Below are 19,861 nucleotides of genomic sequence, written 5' to 3' on the forward strand. Positions count from 1 at the left end.
ATTCTTGAGAAAGAATCCGACTCGTTCGGATTTTTTTATTGGTAGAGTGAACGTAGGTTTCAGATCTGTAGTTGCTTCTAGCTAGGGTTGATTTGGTTATGTCCCATCCTCTTTTTATGAAACCTTTTTACTAGTGAAACGTATAATTAGATAAGGAAATGGAGGGGATAATATGTTTGGAATAAAAGAGCGATGTTCCGTTTGTCAAAAAGAAATTCAGCCGAATGAAGAAGTATGGATGCGAATGAAGTATCCAAGTAAAAGAGGCATGACTGAAATTAAAGCTTTTTTACATCAAGAGGCTCAATTTGTATGTATGGACTGCTTTGAAAAAACAAAAAAATGAGTCAAATGCAGATGTTCTCTTTTCAAAATATTGACATAGTATATTCTATAGTTTAATATTTAGATAATTATCTAAATACTTAAATATGATGGAGATGAACTTCAATTGAATGAAACGTTTAAAGCCCTGGCGGATCCCACTCGCAGGAAGATTTTAGAGCTGTTAAAAGAACGGGATTTAACCGCAGGAGAAATTTCCGAGTATTTTAACATGACCAAACCAAGCATCTCAAATCATTTAAAAATCTTGAAGCAAGCGGACCTCGTTCAAGATGAAAAAAGAGGTCAGTTTGTGATTTATTCGCTAAATACAACCGTTTTTCAAGATTTAATCGGCTGGTTTTTCAGCTTTCAGAAAGGAGAGAGTTAAATGAAAAAGCATTTATTTCCTTTAGGCATTACCCTTTTAACACTGGTTGCATGGCTGATTGCACTGCCGCACCTTCCGGCTACGATGCCCATTCACTGGGGGGCAAATGGAGAAGCAGATGGATTTGCAACGAAGATAAATGCAATGATCTTAACAGTAGGAATCATGGCACTGATTTATTTTATCATCGCATTTGTTCCGCGAATTGACCCGCGTAAAGAAAATTATAAGTACTTTTCAAAAACGTATAACATCCTGTTAAACGCCTTACTGCTATTATTCTTTTTTGTAAATATGAGCACTATTCTACAGGGGCTGGGCTATAACGTGCCGATGTCGTACATTGCTCCAATTATGGCTGGGCTCGTTTTTATCATTATCGGAAACTACTTGCAGCGCGTGCGCTCTAACTATTTTATGGGGATTCGTACACCGTGGACATTGAGCAATGAAACCGTATGGAAAAAGACGCATCGGTTATCTGGAAAGCTCTTTTTTATCGGCGGACTGCTAATTCTTATTAGCGCTTTTTTACCTGATGGATACAAGTCAGTTATCATGTGGGGGAGTATCGTTCTGTGCGTGGCGATTCCTTATCTGTATTCGTACCTGGCGTATAAAAAAGAAATGAATATGTAAGCATACCAAAAAATCCGGTGAATACACCGGATTTTTTTATGGATAACATATCGGCCGTAACGCCACCGTTCGTGTCACGCCGGCTGATGGGAATAACTAAAGCATAAAGTATGAAACGCGTTTCAGGTCAAGACTTACGATGAAAAACTTACACTTCTTTGCGGTCGCTTGCTTCAGGCGGCTTTTCAATCCACCCGTTTTTAATCATCACTTCGCTGCAGCGCCCCGCTACTTTTAAGTCTCGTAAAATACACGCTTCACAGTGACTGACAATATCAAGCCTCATGCTGGTGGTCATCGCAGTTGCATAGTATGTAATGGCTACCTTGAACATTGCTCCTGCGTGAAACGTCATCAGCTTTTCTGAAAAAGGCGCGTGTGTAGATGTTGTGATTTCATTATCCAAAAGCGGAGGAGTATGAAGGTTTTCTTCGTGCATAATGGAAGAATAAAGTTCAATATGCTTGTGGGCTACATCAAGCCCCGTCTCCATGACTTTCCGCACGTCTTTTCGTTTACTTACTTGTTTAAACGCAATTAAAAGAGCTTTGGTTACCATGCTTTTACGTAAATTAAAATAAATATTTCCGGCTTCATTTGCGTTTAAAAGACGCTGCTTTCCGACAAAATCAAGAGCGTAAGACAAATCTGTGATCGACTCTTGTTTTTTCGGATTTAAAAAATAAGGAGCCGGCACATAAAGGTTTTTTGCTAAAAGCAAATCGAGCGACCGATTGTAGATTTCCATCGCATCTAAATTACATTGATGATAATAATCTCGAATATCTCGGCGAATCGACACGCTAAACGAAATGCCGTACCCTGACAAGCCATGAATCGTCATGTCGTGAAGATATTTCAGCCAAAACGAGTCTGTAAAAAGCGGAGGTGCGTGCAAGTCCACATCTTCATCTGTAAATCCGTTCGGCAGCGGAAAATGTTCGGCCCGAAAAATGGCAGTCAGCAGCTCAATATGCTTTTTCGATAACTCCAGCGAAAAGCCAAACAGCGACCGAATCTCGGCATCCGTCACCGTTGCAAGAACGTGTTTCGCGACACAAACCGCCAGCGTATCCTGATGGTACTGCGCGCATAGACTCGTTATTTCAGTTGAAGTCAAACGCTTGCTTTCTGCGTTCAATAGGCTTCCCTCCTATCTATAAAAATGATACGTATTTATAAAAAACAGATAAGTATAGTGTGGACAAGGGTATGTTAAGTTATTCCATGAGCAAAACGCTTATTAGTGTAGAGTTAACAAAGGTTCTCGCTGATTGTTAAGTAGATAAATTATTTTTTCTAGGTGATGTAAGAATATAAGAAGGAAGTTTGTTCTTGATTAAGATCAGTATCTCATTGAACACGACATTTGCACTAATTAGTGGATATTTATCGAAAAATGTTCTTTATTGAGGTTTACTTTTTGGTATTTGTTCTCTATAATAGTCATTACTTGGTGATTATTTAGTAAAAAAGAATTAAAAACAAAGTTTGATTAGATATATATGACAAATAAAAGGGTGTAGTGGTTATCTTCGTTCTTAATAAAGAACAAAGAAGTCGTGAGGGGAGAAAATATGAGTGCAATAGCTGGAATTTACCATTTCAATAACAATCCGGTATCTCATGAAGAGGTAGCTAACGTTCTTCAAGCTTTATCCAAATATCCAGCTGATGACATACAGGTATGGAAAAAAGGAAGTGTTGCACTTTTGAGCCATACTCAGTGGATTACGTTAGAATCTGTTGGAGAAAAATTACCTTATTATGACTATGAGAAGCAATTAGCTATTACCGCAGATGCGATTATTGATAATCGTGAAGAATTGGTAGATCAGTTGCAAATCAAGGATATCTATAAAACGAAAATTACAGATAGTGAATTGATTTTGCTTGCTTATCATAAATGGGGAGAGGAAGCGCCCAAATTTCTGGTGGGAGACTTTGCTTTTGTAATTTGGGATGAGAAAAAGCAAAAGTTATTTGGAGCAAGGGATTTTTCAGGAAACAGAACTCTATATTTTTTCAAAAATGCTACAAGCATGGCTTTTTGCACCGCTATTAATCCGTTATTTTCATTACCTTATATAAAAAAATCTTTAAATGAAGAGTGGCTTGCAGAATTTTTAGCCATTCCAATAACATTTGAGTCAACGGATGCTGCTTCAACTGTTTATAAAGAAATTCAACAAATACCGCCTTCCCATACAATAACCGTTTATCATAATCGGATTGAAGTGAAGAGATATTGTATATTACGCGAAGAAAAGAAGCTGAATCTAAAATCAAACGAAGAATACGAAGAAGCATTTCGCGACGTTTTTCAACAAGCCGTGGATTCTAAGCTAAGAACGCGATTGCAGGTCGGCGCTCACTTAAGCGGAGGGTTGGATTCAGGATCAGTAGCTGGTTTTGCTTCTAAATCTCTTTATAAAGAAAACAAAAAATTACATACATTTAGCTATATCCCAATAAATGAATTTGAAGACTGGTCACCTAAAAGCAGAGTAGCAAATGAAAAGCCTTTTATCAAATCAACTGTTAATTACATAGGTAATATAGAAGATAATTACTTTGATTTTGAAGAAAAAAGTCCTTTTTCCGAAATTGATGAATGGCTTGAAATATTAGAAACACCTTACAAGTTCTTTGAAAACAGCTTTTGGCTTAAAGGTATTTATGAACAAGCCTCTAAAAAAGGGGTAGGAGTTTTACTAAATGGGCAGAGGGGAAATTGGACAATTTCCTGGGGGCCTGCGCTAGATTATCAGGCACAGCTTTTAAAGAAGGGAAATCTAGCTAAATTCTTGCGAGAGCTACGTTTGTATAGCAGGAATTTAGGAGTTGGAAGATCTCGTGTTCTTCCAGTAGTAGCCAAAAAAGCTTTTCCAAGGTTGCATTCGCTCATCTCATCAAGGCAGGGCATACCATATCCACCTATCATTAATCCTGACTTTGCCCAGAGATTTGATGTATATACCAGACTAAAAGAACATGACATCAATACGGATGGCTTACTTACTAAAAGCGCTTATGAAATAAAGAAAACGCAGTTTTTACAGCCGTATTACTGGAGTATTAACGGTACATATACAACAAAGCTTTCTTTACATCATTCTTTATGGGATCGTGATCCGACAAACGATTTAAGAGTTATTCGTTTTTGTTTATCAGTTCCTGAAACGCAGTTTGTTCAAAATGGTCAAGATAGATCTCTGATTAGAAGAGCAACTAAGAATGTTCTTCCAGATGATATAAGACTTAATCAAAGAACAAGGGGCTTGCAAGGAGCCGATGGCATTCAGCGTATGATACCACACTGGAACCTTTTTATGAATGAAATGGAAAAAGTGAAGAAGTCTGATTTTATAGCTGAATATTTTGATATTAACTTAATACAAGCCGCTGTGGAAAGCTTAAGAGATAATCCGCAGCCACAATCTGTATTCAGCACTGACTTTAAAATTTTGATGCGAAGCTTAATAGTGTATAGATTTATAAATAAGTTTCTTTGAAAGGGGGTGAAACTATGAAAAAAGAGTGGAAGAAGCCAGTACTAGAAGTACTTGATGTAAATATGACTATGGCCGGTCCAGGAACTAGTATTCCTGATGCGGTACAGCCAGATCCAGACGAAACAGTTCACTACAGCTAATTTGAATAAATGATTATAGACAACAATTGCCCTTATACACATTGAGTTGTATGAGGGCTTTTCAAAAAATTAATAACATCTGGAGTGAAATCAATGATTAGTATCAAAAAAAAATATACTTACGATGCTTTTGGGCTAAATATTTTGAGTGAGCTGTCTTTGCCAGAATTAAATCGTCCAGTTTTTCCAGGTGATCATATAGACGTTTCTATTAAACTTTCAGACTTATCAATAGACAAAATTGAATTAGATCAAAAAAACGGCTTTACGGTCCGAAGTCATTACGTAGCCTTTGAAGTTCCCAGTCTAGCCATTTTTTCTATAAAGAACGGAAAAGAAATTGTAGTAGCACCCCTTAATGACTTTGATGAAGCTAAGGCGAGGCTATATATACTGGGAACTTGTATGGGAGTCATTTTAATGCAGCAGCAAACTTTGCCTCTCCACGGCAGTGCAATAGCTATAAATGGAAGAGCTTATGCTATTGTTGGCAATTCTGGAGCCGGAAAGTCTACCTTGGCTTCAGCTTTTATTCAGAAAGGATATAAGCTCATAAGCGATGATGTAATTCCTGTTACGTTTTCAAATGAGCGTATTCCGATGGTTCAACCAACATATCCTCAGCAAAAGCTATGGGAAGAAAGCCTAAATGAGTTCGGATTGAATGCCAGAACATATCAGCCTTTATTTGAAAGAGAAACAAAATATTCAGTGCCCGTAAAAGACAGCTTTTATAATCAACCAATTCCTTTAGCGGGCATCTTTGAGCTTGTAAAAGGGAGCGGGGAATCTGTAGAAATTCGCCAAACAAATGGATTAGAAAGCTTTCGGATTTTACTTCACCATACGTTTCGAGGTTCACTTCTGCAAAGGCTAGGATTAAAGGAGTGGCATTTTATTTATTCTTCAGAGATTCTTAAAAGCGTAAATACGTTTCAAGTAACGCGATCTTCTTCTAACTTTACGCCGTATGAGTCGGTATCCAAAATACTAAATATAGTGAAAGAAGGGAATTTAATTGATTAAATCAGACCAGATTCTACCTAAGCATATTGTGACACAGAGTGAGGGAAATATCGTAAGCGATATGGGAAATGAGAAAGTTATGCTAAATATTGAAAACGGTAAGTACTATAACCTAGGTGAAATTGGAGGAGACATCTGGGAAAGTATTAGTAAACCCACACAAGTAAACGAATTAGTGAATCATATTGTAAAAAAGTACGATGTTCAAACGGATAAATGTGAAGAAGAAGTTATTTCATTTTTAGAGAACATGTATCAAGAAAATTTGATTGAGCTGGTTGTGGAAGACTAAATTTTTATGTGTATTTTATATGAATAATATTGGAGTAGCTGTGATGAAATTGATAAAAAAAGCTAAAAATTTTTTATGCTTAGATACCAGTCAAAAGCTTTTGTTAATAGAAGCCTTTTATTATCTTGCTTACGGAAGAATCCTTAAAGCATTGCCATTTTCAAAGGTTACACCTATGTTAGGCGAGCGTATGAGAGAGAGCAGCATGGATGAAGATAGCTATGAAACTAAAACGTTAAGGGATATTTCAAAAGCTATCTATCAAATGAGCAGATATACTTTTTGGGAAAGTCAATGTCTCGTAAAAGCCTTCGCAGGTATGAAGATGTTAGAAAGGCGCCGTATTGAGAGTACGCTATATTTGGGTACAGGAAAAGATGAAAGCGGGAATTTTATTGCACATGCGTGGCTGCGAAGCGGCTCAATATATGTAACAGGATCAGAGGGACTCGAAAGGTTTACAGTTGTAGGCAACTTCTCTAAAACTTTGAATGATAAAGAAAAGCGGAAGGAAAAACGATTATAGACAAACAATCCATAATTTAGACAACTCAGTCTAAAAGAAGCATTTTACCCAAATTTTCTAGGTGACTACATCTTTAAGCTACTGAAATGTTTATATTTTTTATACTCTTTACTCCAGCTATTTTTGTGGTCATGGAGAAACCTAAAAAAGTCGATGTTATTTTAAGCTTTTCGCGCAAAATAGTAAGCATATAAAAATGTGAGTGAAGCGAGGTGGATAAATTCTAAATCGGATTCATAGGAGGCAGGAGAACGTATATTGGAACCGTTATTATATTATATAAAGAAGCTGCATTCTTCCATAGGGAAAATTATATATTTTAATGTTTTTGGAATGGCAATCGTTAGTTTAATGGAGGGATTTGGCATCTTATTGATTGTCCCACTGTTAAGTATTGGAGGAGTGATAGAGACAAATGCTGGATCAAGCAAGCTTAGTCAGCTGTTCAACTTTCTTACCGTATTGCCGCCGGCTCTGTATTTACCATTAATCTTATGTATTTATGTGGTGATTATTGTTGGGCAAAACCTTCTTCAGAGAAGCTTAGCTATTCGAGATGTCAAAGCTAGAGAAAAATTTAGCAGGGACTTGAGAATTGAAATTTACAGCTTGCTTCTTTATTCAAAATGGGGGCTGTTTTTAAGAAAACGAAAATCAACTCTTATCAATTTATTAACTGCAGAGTTGGCACGTGTTATAGGAGGAATTAATTTTTTCCTTCAGCTATTGTCTAATACTATTTTTATGGTTATACAACTAGCTATTGCACTCTGGCTGTCTGTTAAAATGACTCTTTTTATCGTGCTGTTCGGCTTAATACTAGGATATCTTTCAAGAAAGTTCGTACAAAGATCTAGAAACTTAGGGCGCAGAACATCGCAATTAGGAGAAGACTACATGGCTGGAATAACAGACCAGCTTAATGGTATTAAAGATATTAAAAGTAATAAATTGGAATATAGCTATATTGATTGGCTGCGTTCTTTAACTTCTAGAATGAATGCAGAACAAATTGAATATGTAAGGCTTAAGTCAAGCTCTCAGCTAATATATAAAGTGAGTGCGGCTATTTTGATTACAGTATTTATATTTATATCCGTAAAAGCTTTTCACGCTCAAGGTGAGCAGCTTTTGTTAATTATTCTTATCTTTTCTCGACTATGGCCAAGGTTTATTACTATTCAGTCAAACTTTGAACAAATAGCAGCGACTCTTCCTGCTTGCCAGGCTGTTACGAAGCTCATAGAAGACTGCTCTAAAGAACAAGAATTTAAGCAAGCAGATGCACTTTCACTAGTTGCAAAGCCGCAAATAGAGTGTAAAGACGTTTATTTTCGCTACAAAAAAGACAGTCATAATTATGTTTTGAAAAATATCAACTTGGTCATTCCTCATAATCAAATGACAGCTATTGTAGGTCCTTCTGGAGCTGGGAAAAGTACGCTTATTGACCTATTAATGGGGCTGAATTCTCCTGAAAGAGGCGAGGTGCTTGTAAATGGTCACCCGCTTAAAGATGAACTTCTACTGTCTTTAAGACAATCCATCAGCTATGTACCCCAAGACTCGTTCTTATTTAACACTAGTGTGAGAGAGAATTTACTGACAGTGAATGCAAAGGCTAGTGAAAGAGAATTATGGGAAGCATTAGAATTTGCGATGGCAGATCAATTTGTAGGAAATTTGCCTCAGGGTCTAGATACTGTTATTGGAGATAGAGGAATGAAAATATCGGGGGGAGAACGCCAGAGGCTTGTTTTGGCAAGGGCAATCCTAAAAAAACCAGCTCTTCTGATTTTAGATGAGGCCACAAGCGCCTTAGATACTAATAATGAGAATAAGATTAAAGAGTCAATCGAACGGCTAAAAGGGAAAATAACGATTGTTGTTGTAGCTCACAGGCTGTCTACTATACAAGCTGCGGATCAGGTTCTTGTGTTAGAAGAAGGAAAAGTGATTCAAAAAGGGAGCTTTGATCAACTGGCTTATGAAGAAGAAGGTGGGTTTCATAAATTATTAGAAGGTCAATTTCAAACTGTTCAATAAAGGCAAGCGCTCTTAATTTATCAGCAAAACCTATTTGATTTTTAACTAACAATAAAATAAAGGCGCAATATTATTACGAGTATCACTTACAACTATTAACAGTGTTCCTTAAGCTAAATCTACATTTTAATAAGGAGAGTGCTTAATAATAATGATTGGTCGTCGTGTGAAAGAAATAAGAATGCAAAAAAAGCTGTCGCTTTCACAGCTTGCAGAACGTGCTGAAATTGCTAAATCTTACTTAAGCAATCTCGAACGTGATATTTGTATCAATCCAACAATTGATGTAGTCGAAAAGCTGGCTAAGGCCCTTAAAGTGCACCCCGCTGTTCTTTTAAGCTGGGAAATAAAAGAGCTGGGTTCTGGCATGGACGATTCTTTCAGCTGTATAAAAAGCCATATCAGTACTTTAGACAGCGTACAGCTTAAAGAACTAAGGGATTCCATTGATATCGTCGTCTGGAAAAGAGAAAAAGTCCCTTTAAGTGACTTAGGCAATTTAATATAAATGTGTTGAAAAGAAGGTAGTTTCAAGGTACTTTCGTATCTTCAAAAAAAGTTAATTTTACGAAAAAGACAAATTTTATACATTGATATTTTTTAAAAAACAGATAGAATATTATAAGAATATAAAATTATTCTATCTGTGTAAATAAAAGTTTTTATATTGAATTATTTTACATATTTTTTTGCAAGTAACCAACCGTATCGGTTGGTTTTTTGCATAAGGTGATTATTTTGTGAAAATTAGAATAAATCTACCGGTGAAAAAATTTATTATATATTTAAAAATATAAGAGCGTTTTGGTACCAATGGGAGGCCAGCATTTGTGTCTATAAAGAAAAAAATATCGCTATTCTTTACTTTGCTGGTATTGTGTATTTTACTAGCAAATAACACACTACATTATATTAGGTCTAAAAATAGATTAATAGATTTTAATCAAAAAGAAATTACTCTTGTAACGGAAGAAATTGCATATGAAGTAGAAAATTCTAAAAACAGCGCGTTGTATATGGAAGATAGAATGGCACAAGAGTTAAGAACAGCTTCAATTGCTATACAACGTTCTCTGCCTTCTAAATATCAGGATGTAAGTAACGAGCGGCTTACAGAGCTAGCAAAGCAGCTTAGAGTATCTCACATTACATTATTAGCTCCTAGAGGAGATGACATTATTGGTGTGAGGTCCTCGGATCCGAAAGAAATCAATATATCTACTAAAGAATGGGGATATTGGTACACGTCTTTTCAAGAGCTTCTGGCTAATAGACCGGTCACTACAAAAAAAGGTGTGGTCCTGCCTAACTTTTGGAGCGGTCCGATTGAAGTAGCTTCTAGTAACCCAAAGCATGTTGATAAATGGGGATATTATTATGATGGTTCCACTAACTATATTATTAATCCTTATTTTCGTGATAAGAATGTAATAGATATCGAAAAACAATTTGGCCCTACTAATGTGATGAATCGTTTTACGAAAAGTTTAGATGGCGTTCTTGAATTAACAGTGTTTAATCCTAATAATTTTGGAAAACAAAATCAAAGCGTCTATTTAAATGGAAATAGATATGTGAAAATGAAAGATCAGCCAATTTGGTATGGAACATATACATATCAAAATACGAATCGCGATAAAGCATTCATTAAAAATGCCTTGAAAACGGGGATGTCACAAAGCTATATTTCAGAAATCAATAAGAAAAAAGTACTGAAAACATTTGTACCAATCAAGGAAGAAAAATCTGCTTCCTACGTAATAGGGGTCGTCTATGATTATGATTTGATTGAAACAGAGCTTCATGATGAATTAGTGAAGCATCTGCTTTTATCTCTGCCTTTTATCATCCTTGTACTGATCGTCAGCATTATTTTTTCTACGTCTATTACACGCCCTATTAAAAATTTGGTGGAGCACGTGAATTATATTGCGAAAGGGAATTTTGGTAAAATATCTACTGTAAGAAGAAGGGATGAACTAGGGGGGCTTATCGAAAATATTAATCATTTATCACATTTCTTGAAAACCTATTTAGATGATTTGAAAAGCAGTCAAGAAGAAAGTGAATTTCATGCGTATCACGATTTTTTAACAGGACTGCCTAATAGAAGGTATTTCAAAGAAGAACTCAATAAGCGTTTAATGGAATCTGAGCAAAAATCAATTAAACATGTAGCCGTACTGTTTATGGATATAGACCGGTTTAAAGACATTAATGATACGTTGGGACATTCAAAAGGCGACCAGCTGATACAGCTTGTAGCTAATAGAATTAAAGCCTGCCTGCCCCCATACAATAGCTTTCTGACAAGGCAGGGGGGAGATGAATTTGTAGTTTTATTCAGTGATTTTCCACCTGTAGAGGTTGAAAAGCTTGCTCGGAAAATTATTTTAGATGTTCAGCAGCCTTGCTATATCGAAAGTGATGAAATAGTTGTAAGTATAAGCAGCGGTTTAAGTTTTTATCCGGAGCATTCTACAAATCTGGATACACTCATTACGTATGCTGACATGGCAATGTATGCTTCTAAAAGGCAGGGAGGCAACAAAGTCATGATTTACCATGAGCTATTAAATGAAAAGCAAACTGAAAAAATGCAGATTGAAAAACGTTTGCGCAAAGCTATTCAGAAAGAGGCTATTGAGGTATACTACCAGCCGAAAGTGGATGCTAGACACAATGCTATAATAGGAGTAGAAGCTCTTGTGCGCTGGCACGATGAAGAGCTTGGTTTTGTTTCGCCTGAGGTATTTATTGGTATAGCAGAAGAGGCAGGTTTAATTCATTCGTTATGGGAAAGTGTGATGAATATAGCCTGCTGTCAAATCAGCAAGTGGAATAAAATGTTCAATCAAGAATTAACACTGGCTATGAATTTTTCACCACGCCAATTTCAAGACTCATCTTTATTAGTTCACGAGGTCAAAGCTGTTCTCTCCTCGTACAAGCTTAACCCAGGAAGTTTTGAAATGGAGATCACTGAAGGTACACTGCTTATTAATACACAAGAAACAATTAAGGCTTTACATGAACTAAAAGAATATGGTATATCAATTTCTATCGATGATTTTGGTACAGGTTATTCTTCGTTGTGTTATTTGAAAAATTTACCTATAGATTGTTTGAAAATTGATCGATCCTTTATTATGGATATGAACGAAGATGACAGCAATCGTAAAATTATACAAGCAATTATCAGCTTATCTCAAAGCTTAAATTTAAATGTAATTGCAGAAGGCGTCGAGCTAGAATATCAAAAAGATTTTCTGCTTGAAAATGGTTGTGTGCATATGCAAGGATACTTATTTAGTCGACCTCTATGCGCAGCAGGCTTTGAATCGCTTTTTTGTAGTAGCGATGACCAAAGTATCGACTAAGATGAAAAAGTAACTGAAAAGGGAAGAGGAAATAGAAACATGACACTTAGTACACAAAATTTAATTGCTCAAAAGTTTTTAGAAACACTAGGCACGAATTCAACTGAAATAGATAAAAAAATAGGTCAAGCTGACACATTTATGAATGCGGTGAAAGAGCTGATTGATTTATGCGGAGACAATCCGGAAAGAGACGGCCTTGAAGAGACGCCGTACCGCGTGCTAAAGGCGTTTTTAGAATACACAGAAGGCTACCGAGAAGATCCGAAAGCTCATTTGGAAAAAACATTTGACGTAAATCACAACGAATTGGTACTAATACGAGACATTGAATTTCACTCAATGTGTGAACATCACTTTGCGCCATTCTTTGGCGTTGCCCACGTTGGGTATATACCGGATAAAAAAATCACTGGTCTGTCTAAAATCGCTCGTACGGTAGAAGGATATGCAAAAAGATTTCAGGTTCAAGAACGGTTAACAAATGAAATTGCAGATGCAATCGAAGAAATTTTAGAGCCTAAAGGAGTGATGGTGATTATTGAAGCGAAGCATATGTGCATGTGCGGACGAGGAATCAAAAAATCTTCAGCTTCTACAGCCACTTCATCCGTTCGAGGAACATTTATGGAAAAACCAGAGGTTAGAGGAGAATTTTTATCTCTTTTACAGCGACAAATGTAGTGATAGAAGCTGAGAAGTAGAAGCGAGGTAAGTTGTATGCGACACGTTGATGTACTAATCATTGGTGGAGGACCGGCCGGCATTTCAGCTGCTATATGGTGCAAGAGACTGGGGATTGACTGTTTGCTTCTTGAAGAACAGTCACAATTAGGAGGCCAGCTGTTTAACATCTTTAATGAAATTATTGACTACCCTGGAATGCGTACAAAGAACGGAATAGAAATGCAGCGTGAAATGGTGAAGCACTTTGTTGAGATGGACTGCCTATATGAGGTAAATACAAAAGTACTTTTCATTGATGAACGTTCCAAAACTGTGAAAGTTAAGAAGCAAGCTAAAGAACAGGAAATCTGCTATACGTATCTCATTTTAGCCACAGGTTCTAGTCAGCGAAAGCTGGGAGTACCCGGTGAGCAGCAAATGATTGATCGAGGAGAAGTATACTCTGCTTCAGCAGACGGCGAACGGTTAAAAGGTAAAACAGTTGCTATTATCGGCGGAGGAGACCGCGCTTTTGAAGGAGCACATCTTTTATCATCAAAAGCAAGAGAAGTATATCTTATTCACCGTTCTACGCGTTTTAAAGCAAGAGAGCAGTATGTTGAAAGGATTATTTCTAACCCTTGTATTAAAGTCATGACTGATACCGAGGTGACAGCTATCCATGGGGATCGTCATGTTACATCCATCGATTTAGAGAGTAAGAACAAAGAATATAAGAACTTGTTAGTAGATGCGGTCCTAATCAGGCTGGGCGTAGCACCTAACGTTGATCTCATTAAAGGCAAAGTAGCTACGGCACAAAATGGGCTTATTGTCACTGACGACGTGCATCAAAGCAGTAATCCATTTATTTATGCAATTGGAGACTCGTGCACGACTCCCTTGTTTTCTAGTATCAGCTCTTCAGCCGGTCAAGGAGCGATTGTTGCTAAACAGTTATCGAGCATGTTAAATATCTAACGTTTTGTTAGATATATCTTACAAAGCGTTGGATATAAAAATAAAAAGCATCTATCTTTAGGGATAGATGCTTTTTAGCTTGCACAGTAAAATAAACATAAGAGGAACACGTTCACCGGCATACAAATGGTTTTAAAAAAAGCCATGTAGCTTTTGGGGTGGTATCCTCGTTTTTTGATGAGAATATATTCAATAATGAAATTAAAGAAGAGAATAATCAAAGAAAACATGACATAAAGCAATACATTCTCTCAGAACATCCGTGTAAAAAGCGGTGAGAAAAAAAGTGAAATAGTCAGTATCTGAAAAGAGCCTCTAGAAAATAGATGAAGGTTTTTTCTTTGGGGGTTCATTGAGTTCCTCCTTTACGTAGGTAGGTATATGTTTTATTTTACCAATTAATAAGGCATAAAGGAGGTACATTTCTATATTTGATTCGAAAATTTATGGCTTGGTTAAATTAGGTTGAGTTGTACGACTAATGTTACCGAATATTATTTTGGACAAAAGAAGAGCTCTTACCTACGGGAAAGTAGAAAATAAGTACATTGGCAATCCACTAGGAGATTATTTCTTATTTAATAGTAAGATCCATAAAGTTAGTTATATTTAAAGTGCTTTAATTTCTATTAAATAACATAAATTACATTTAATTCTCCTGTTGATAAACTTATCTAGGTATGATTAACTATAAAAGTTGAGTAAAAAAATTGAAAAATAGGGCGTAATTATAATTATTTTTTAATGATCTAACATACTTATACCGACAAAAGTCGGCGTAAATAAGGAGGAAACGGTTTAATGGTGCTCAGTGTTATTTTAATCTGTTTGTTTCTAGTCCTTGCTTATGGAGCATGGGAGCAGATTAAACATCAAAAAAATATTGATTCTATTCCTGTAAGGATTAATATTAATGGAATTCGCGGGAAATCAACGGTTACTAGATTAATAACCGGTATTGTAACGGAGGCTGGATATAAAACTGTAGGGAAAACTACAGGAACGTCAGCCAGAATGATTTATTGGTTTACAGATGAAGAAAAGCCGATTGTCAGAAGACCTGAAGGACCAAATATCGGTGAGCAAAGGCGCGTAGTAAAAGAAGCTGCAAGGTTAGAAGCTGAGGCATTGGTAAGTGAATGTATGGCTGTAAATCCAGACTATCAAATTACTTTCCAAGAAAAAATGATTCAAGCTAATATCGGTGTCATTGTAAATGTATTGGAGGATCATATGGATGTTATGGGTCCGACATTAGACGAGGTAGCTGAAGCATTTCTAGCAACGATTCCTTACAAAGGACATTTAATTACAGTTGATGGTCCTTACCTTGAATATTTTAAAACAGTTGCTGCAAAGAGAAGAACGAAAGTAATTGTGGCTGATAATTCAAGGATTACAGATGAGTTCTTAAGAAAATTCGATTATATGGTATTTCCAGATAACGCATCCCTTGCATTAGCAGTAGCTGAAGCATTAGATATTCCTGAAGAAATTGCTTTTAGAGGAATGTTGAATGCTCATCCAGACCCTGGTGCAATGAGAATTACCAAGTTTGGTAACCCTAAGGCACCTGCATTCTTAGTAAACGGATTTGCTGCAAATGATGCCGCTTCCACATTGCGTATTTGGGAGAGGGTAGGGGAGATTGGTTATTCAGTAGATTCACCTATCGTTATTATGAATTGCCGTCCTGATCGTGTAGATCGTACAGAGCAATTTGCAAGAGATGTTTTACCATATATTAAAACTGATATTTTAGTGTTAATTGGAGAAACAACAAGCCCTATCATGGATGCCTACAATGAAGGAAAGATTCCAGCAAAAGAAATTTGGGATTTAGAAGGTCATAGTACAGAAGAGATATTTAATAAGTTAAGACCTGAATTACATAATCGAATGATTTACGGAGTAGGAAATATACATGGTGCTGCTGAACCACTAATTGAAGTAATGAAGGAATATGAACATATCGAGGAAGTTGTCTAGGAGGAAATTGAATGTTTGGCTCAGATTTATACGTAGCATTAGTTTTAGGAGTTATTTTAAGTTTAATTTTTACAGAAAAAACAGGAATTATTCCTGCAGGGTTGGTTGTTCCAGGCTATATTGGTTTGATTTTCGATCAGCCGGTTTTCTTAGTCATGGTATTAATTATTAGTCTATTAACCTACGTTATTGTAAAACATGGTATTGGAAGGTTTGTGATTTTATATGGCCGTCGTAAATTCGCTGCGATGTTAGTAGTCGGTATTTCGTTGAAGTTGATATTTGATTACTTCTATCCTATCATGCCTTTTGAAATTTATGAGTTTCGAGGAATCGGAGTTATTGTTCCTGGTCTAATTGCTAATACGATTCAAAAGCAGGGCTTAGCAATGACGATGGGTAGCACGCTGTTAATAAGCGGTGCTACATTCAGTTTAATGTTTGTATACAACTTTCTTATTTAGGGTGATTTGATGGACAGGAAATTAGATTTCAAAGAAAAGTTATTGAAATTTATAAAAGTAACGAAGAAGAAAACGGATAAACATGTATGGATTATGTTAGTAATCCTTGTGATTTTTATGTACGGAACCATTTTGCTAAGCAAACCAAGTGAAGCAATTGAAAATAACACGACAGACGATACGCTGCTTAATGCAACAATGGTTGGAGATATCATGTTTGGCCGTAATGTAGAGAAAGCAGCTAGCCGCTATGGACAAGAGAATTTATTTCGCTATGTGAAGCCATATTTTGAAAACGCGGACTATTCAACGGGGAACTTTGAACATCCAGTTACGCTTAGCGACAAATACCCAGAGCAGGAGAAGTATATTCACTTGCAAACGGACGCACAATCGGTACATACTCTAAAGAATCTGAATCTGTCTGTTTTGAATGTAGCAAATAATCACTCGATGGATTATTTGAAAAATGGATTAAACGATACAATAAAGACGTTTAATAAGTCAGATTTGGATTTTGTAGGTATTGGAAAAAATATTAAAGATGCTAGTAAAATTAATTACCAAACAGTCAACGGAATTAAGATAGCTACACTTGGTTTCACGGATGCATATGTTGCTGATTCAGAAGCTAATCAAAATAATCCAGGCATACTTCCTGCTAAACCAGAAATTTTTATTCCACTAATTGAAGAAGCAAAAGAAAACGCAGATTTAGTGGTGGTGCATGCGCACTGGGGACAAGAATATGACACGACTCCTTCTCCTAGACAAGAAGGATTAGCTAAAGCAATGGCAGACTCAGGAGCCGATATTATTCTTGGTCATCATCCTCATGTTTTGCAATCTGTGGATGTCTATAAAAATACCGTTATCTTTTACAGCCTAGGGAATTTTGTATTCGACCAAGGTTGGTCAGCATCAAGGGAGAGTGCAATCGTTCAATATAAGTTAAATAAAGACGGAACAGCCCGTTTTGAAATTACACCTGTACTTATAAAAGAAGCTACGCCGACTCCGTTAGGAAAGTGGGATACGTACTATAAAGAAAAAATCTTCAAACGTCTGACTAAAAGTTCTTCAAAATCACTTGCAATCAAAGAAGAAAATAATAAGTTAGTATTTACAGTCGACCACTCTCGGGTAGTAAAAAAAGGGGTTAACTGAAGAAATGAAAAGAAAATGGATGTACTCGCTGATCTTTCTTGCAGTTCTGCTAGTCGGCGGTTACGCAATTGTACAGCAGTTTAATAGTGAAACAGATAACAAGCTCTATAAAAAAATTAATAAATTTGAGTCTAGCAAGGAGATTAATCATTCTTCTGGAGGATACGGTGTAAGCTCTTCAAATCCGATAGCTGTTGAAGTCGGAATGGATGTGTTAGAAGAAGGTGGAAATGCCGTAGATGCTGCTATTGCCGTTTCTTATGCTTTAGGGGTCGTAGAACCTTATGGGTCCGGTATTGGCGGAGGAGGAGGGATGCTTATCCTTCCTGGCAACCAATCAGACAAGCCGGCTTTTTTTGATTACAGAGAAACCAGTCCTACTTCAGGGGGAGATTCCGAAGAAGGGATAGGTGTGCCTGGATTTGTAAAAGGGATGGAAACGGTCCATGAAAAATACGGAAGCAAAAAAATGGATGAATTAATAGAGCCAGCTATTAAATTAGCTAATGATGGTTTTCCAGTCGGACAGCAGCTTGCAGAGCGTCTAAAAGGAGCACAATATCGTCTATCGGAAGATGAAACTCCTAATTTCTTTCCAGGGAACCAACCTATTGAGGAAGGTGAAAAACTCAAACAGCCTGAGCTTGGAGAGACGCTTGAGCTAATTAAAGAAAAAGGTTCAGGCGTGTTTTACAATGGAAAACTTGCAGAAGAAATAGCGGATGAAGTTCCAGGAATACAGAAATCAGATTTAGAAGAGTATTCTGTTGAAGAAAGAGAACCCGTTCAAGGAGAGTTTGCTGGATACGATGTTATTTCTGCACCTCCTCCGTTTGCAGGAATTACGTTAATACAATCTCTGCAAATGGCTGAAATGTTACACATTGAAAAGACAGAAGAAGATACAGCACTTTTTACGCATGTAACTTCTGAAATAACGAACCGGGCAAATAGTGATCGCGTTAAGCATATTGGAGATCCTGCTTTCTCTGAAATAGATGAGAAAGAGTTAACGGACAAAGAATATTCTAGAGAGCTAGCACAAGATGTTTCCCTGAATAAGCTGTCTGAAAAGTATCAGCTTAAAGGAAACGATCTTGAAGAAGAGCATATTAGTACAACTCACTTTGTTGTAACAGACAAAGATGGAATGGTTGTATCCGTTACAAATACATTAAGCAACTTTTTTGGCTCGGGAGAAAATGTAGAAGGATTTTTCCTTAATAATAATCTAAATAATTTCAATAACATAAAGAGTTCTCTTAACTATTATGAGCCTGGAAAACGTTCACGAACGTTTACAGCACCTACTATTCTTCGAAAAGATAACGAGGTTATTGGAATAGGTACACCAGGGGGAAGCAGAATACCGATGATGCTTACGGAAGTTTTAGTGCGCCATCTTTTATTTAAGGACTCTTTACAGGACGCGATTGATGCACCTAGATTCTCGATAGAAAACAATCATCTTTATACCGAGTTCCAATACCCTACAAGTGTAAGAGAGGAATTAGAGGGAATGGGCTATGAGGTAGAAGAGAAGAGCTCTTCTATCTATTATGGAGGCGTACAAGCTATCGTTATTGATCAAAAAGACAATGTTATCTATGGAGGGGCTGACCCTAGAAGACAAGGAACATGGAAAGTCAAATAAACACTTATTTTAAAGGAGAGTATAATGACTGTCGTAAGAAATCTTATTAAAATAATAGTTCCAGTACTTATCGTCGCAGGATTCTTTTTTATTATGTCTAACTTCAAACATACCCAAACATTAAGCAGTGCTGAAGAAAAAAGAATTAAAGAATATGCAAACCTTATGCAACAGGCTAAAGCTAAAGAAGAAGATAAAACTCAAATTCTATCGCTTAGCAGTGTAACAGCTCTTGGCAAAGGTTCAGCAGGAGAAGAAGTTAAAGCAGTTCAAAAATCTTTAGGTCTTAATCCAGACGGTTACTTTGGTTTAGAAACAGAACAAGCGGTAAAAGAATTTCAAGTGAAGAATGGTTATACGGCAGATGGAGTAGTAGGACCTCAGACGTGGGATGCACTAGTAAACACGAGTAAGGATACAGCTGCATCTACTAGCAATAGCTTATAATATTAATAAAAAGCGAGCTTTCCTGAGAAAGCTCGCTTTTTTATTAACGCAGTAACTGAAGTACGCCTTGGGGCTGCTGGTTAGCTTGACTTAGCATAGCTTGAGAAGCCTGAGATAAAATTGAATTCTTTGTTTGTTCCATCATTTCTTTCGCCATCGTGCGAACATTTGCTTTCACAAATGACTAGACTATATCTTCACCCTCTAAAAAAGC

Annotated in this window: 19 protein-coding genes and 1 pseudogene; 18 read left to right on the forward strand and 2 right to left on the reverse strand. The window is 36.6% G+C overall.

Annotated elements, in window-relative coordinates; all coding sequences use genetic code 11:
* Positions 1–172: 172 nt before the first annotated feature.
* The 3 genes from MKY06_RS05505 to MKY06_RS05515 all read left to right on the forward strand — a co-directional run bounded on the left by MKY06_RS05505 (position 173) and on the right by MKY06_RS05515 (position 1,354).
* Positions 173–346 carry a hypothetical protein gene (locus tag MKY06_RS05505; protein ID WP_029324973.1) on the forward strand — a complete coding sequence of 58 codons (174 nt, stop codon included), beginning with the start codon at positions 173–175 and terminating at the stop codon, positions 344–346.
* Between the two features lie 105 nt (positions 347–451).
* Complete coding sequence (locus MKY06_RS05510; protein WP_013082079.1) at positions 452–715, forward strand: autorepressor SdpR family transcription factor; 264 nt, start codon at positions 452–454, stop codon at positions 713–715.
* Positions 716–1,354: an SdpI family protein gene (locus MKY06_RS05515; protein WP_340960342.1), complete on the forward strand. Its 639-nt coding sequence runs from the start codon at positions 716–718 to the stop codon at positions 1,352–1,354. It abuts the gene before it with no gap.
* A gap of 148 nt (positions 1,355–1,502) precedes the next feature.
* Here the strand turns inward: MKY06_RS05515 and MKY06_RS05520 are convergent, their stop codons facing one another.
* Entirely contained in the window at positions 1,503–2,495 is a 993-nt protein-coding gene (locus MKY06_RS05520; protein ID WP_340960344.1) for a DUF3231 family protein, read from the reverse strand.
* A 436-nt stretch (positions 2,496–2,931) separates the two neighbouring features.
* Here MKY06_RS05520 and MKY06_RS05525 point away from each other — a divergent pair, with 436 nt between their 5' ends.
* The 15 genes from MKY06_RS05525 (at position 2,932) to MKY06_RS05595 (ending at position 19,647) form a co-directional block, all read left to right on the forward strand.
* The gene (locus MKY06_RS05525) at positions 2,932–4,869 is read left to right on the forward strand and encodes an asparagine synthase-related protein (RefSeq protein ID WP_340960346.1); all 1,938 of its coding nucleotides are present in this window, start codon (positions 2,932–2,934) and stop codon (positions 4,867–4,869) included.
* 14 nt (positions 4,870–4,883) lie between these two features.
* Positions 4,884–5,009 carry a paeninodin family lasso peptide gene (locus MKY06_RS05530; RefSeq protein WP_014461234.1) on the forward strand — a complete coding sequence of 42 codons (126 nt, stop codon included), beginning with the start codon at positions 4,884–4,886 and terminating at the stop codon, positions 5,007–5,009.
* A gap of 93 nt (positions 5,010–5,102) precedes the next feature.
* Entirely contained in the window at positions 5,103–6,035 is a 933-nt protein-coding gene (locus MKY06_RS05535; RefSeq protein WP_078081529.1) for an aldolase, read from the forward strand.
* Complete coding sequence (locus tag MKY06_RS05540) at positions 6,028–6,327, forward strand: lasso peptide biosynthesis PqqD family chaperone (RefSeq protein ID WP_029324978.1); 300 nt, start codon at positions 6,028–6,030, stop codon at positions 6,325–6,327. Before MKY06_RS05535 ends, MKY06_RS05540 begins: the two co-directional genes overlap by 8 nt.
* A 43-nt stretch (positions 6,328–6,370) precedes the next feature.
* On the forward strand, positions 6,371–6,853 hold the full coding sequence (locus MKY06_RS05545; protein WP_340960350.1) for a lasso peptide biosynthesis B2 protein: 483 nt from the start codon (positions 6,371–6,373) through the stop codon (positions 6,851–6,853).
* 258 nt (positions 6,854–7,111) lie between these two features.
* Entirely contained in the window at positions 7,112–8,899 is a 1,788-nt protein-coding gene (locus MKY06_RS05550; RefSeq protein WP_340960352.1) for an ABC transporter ATP-binding protein, read from the forward strand.
* Between the two features lie 151 nt (positions 8,900–9,050).
* A complete protein-coding gene (locus MKY06_RS05555; protein ID WP_098287339.1) occupies positions 9,051–9,407 on the forward strand; it encodes a helix-turn-helix domain-containing protein in 357 nt (118 codons plus the stop codon).
* Positions 9,408–9,729: 322 nt separating this feature from the next.
* Positions 9,730–12,279, forward strand: a complete 2,550-nt coding sequence (locus MKY06_RS05560) for a bifunctional diguanylate cyclase/phosphodiesterase (protein ID WP_340960354.1) — start codon at positions 9,730–9,732, stop codon at positions 12,277–12,279.
* Positions 12,280–12,318: 39 nt separating this feature from the next.
* Entirely contained in the window at positions 12,319–12,963 is a 645-nt protein-coding gene (gene folE, locus MKY06_RS05565) for a GTP cyclohydrolase I FolE (RefSeq protein ID WP_098672909.1), read from the forward strand.
* Positions 12,964–12,999: 36 nt separating this feature from the next.
* Entirely contained in the window at positions 13,000–13,926 is a 927-nt protein-coding gene (locus tag MKY06_RS05570; RefSeq protein WP_340960358.1) for an NAD(P)/FAD-dependent oxidoreductase, read from the forward strand.
* 801 nt (positions 13,927–14,727) lie between these two features.
* The gene (pgsB, locus tag MKY06_RS05575; RefSeq protein ID WP_078081536.1) at positions 14,728–15,915 is read left to right on the forward strand and encodes a poly-gamma-glutamate synthase PgsB; all 1,188 of its coding nucleotides are present in this window, start codon (positions 14,728–14,730) and stop codon (positions 15,913–15,915) included.
* 11 nt (positions 15,916–15,926) lie between these two features.
* Positions 15,927–16,379 carry a poly-gamma-glutamate biosynthesis protein PgsC gene (gene pgsC / locus MKY06_RS05580; RefSeq protein ID WP_272812216.1) on the forward strand — a complete coding sequence of 151 codons (453 nt, stop codon included), beginning with the start codon at positions 15,927–15,929 and terminating at the stop codon, positions 16,377–16,379.
* Between the two features lie 9 nt (positions 16,380–16,388).
* Positions 16,389–17,546: a CapA family protein gene (locus tag MKY06_RS05585; protein ID WP_098672913.1), complete on the forward strand. Its 1,158-nt coding sequence runs from the start codon at positions 16,389–16,391 to the stop codon at positions 17,544–17,546.
* 4 nt (positions 17,547–17,550) lie between these two features.
* Complete coding sequence (gene ggt, locus MKY06_RS05590; RefSeq protein ID WP_340960361.1) at positions 17,551–19,200, forward strand: gamma-glutamyltransferase; 1,650 nt, start codon at positions 17,551–17,553, stop codon at positions 19,198–19,200.
* A gap of 24 nt (positions 19,201–19,224) precedes the next feature.
* Positions 19,225–19,647 (forward strand): peptidoglycan-binding protein, encoded by a 423-nt coding sequence (locus MKY06_RS05595; protein WP_078081539.1) that lies wholly within the window; start codon positions 19,225–19,227, stop codon positions 19,645–19,647.
* A 43-nt stretch (positions 19,648–19,690) separates the two neighbouring features.
* Here MKY06_RS05595 and MKY06_RS05600 read toward each other — a convergent pair.
* Positions 19,691–19,804 (reverse strand): annotated as a pseudogene (locus tag MKY06_RS05600) (flagellin); the annotation flags it as partial.
* Positions 19,805–19,861: the final 57 nt, after the last annotated feature.

This window comes from Priestia sp. FSL P4-0332, assembly GCF_038005845.1.
In the GTDB taxonomy this organism is placed as follows: Bacteria; Bacillota; Bacilli; order Bacillales; family Bacillaceae_H; genus Priestia.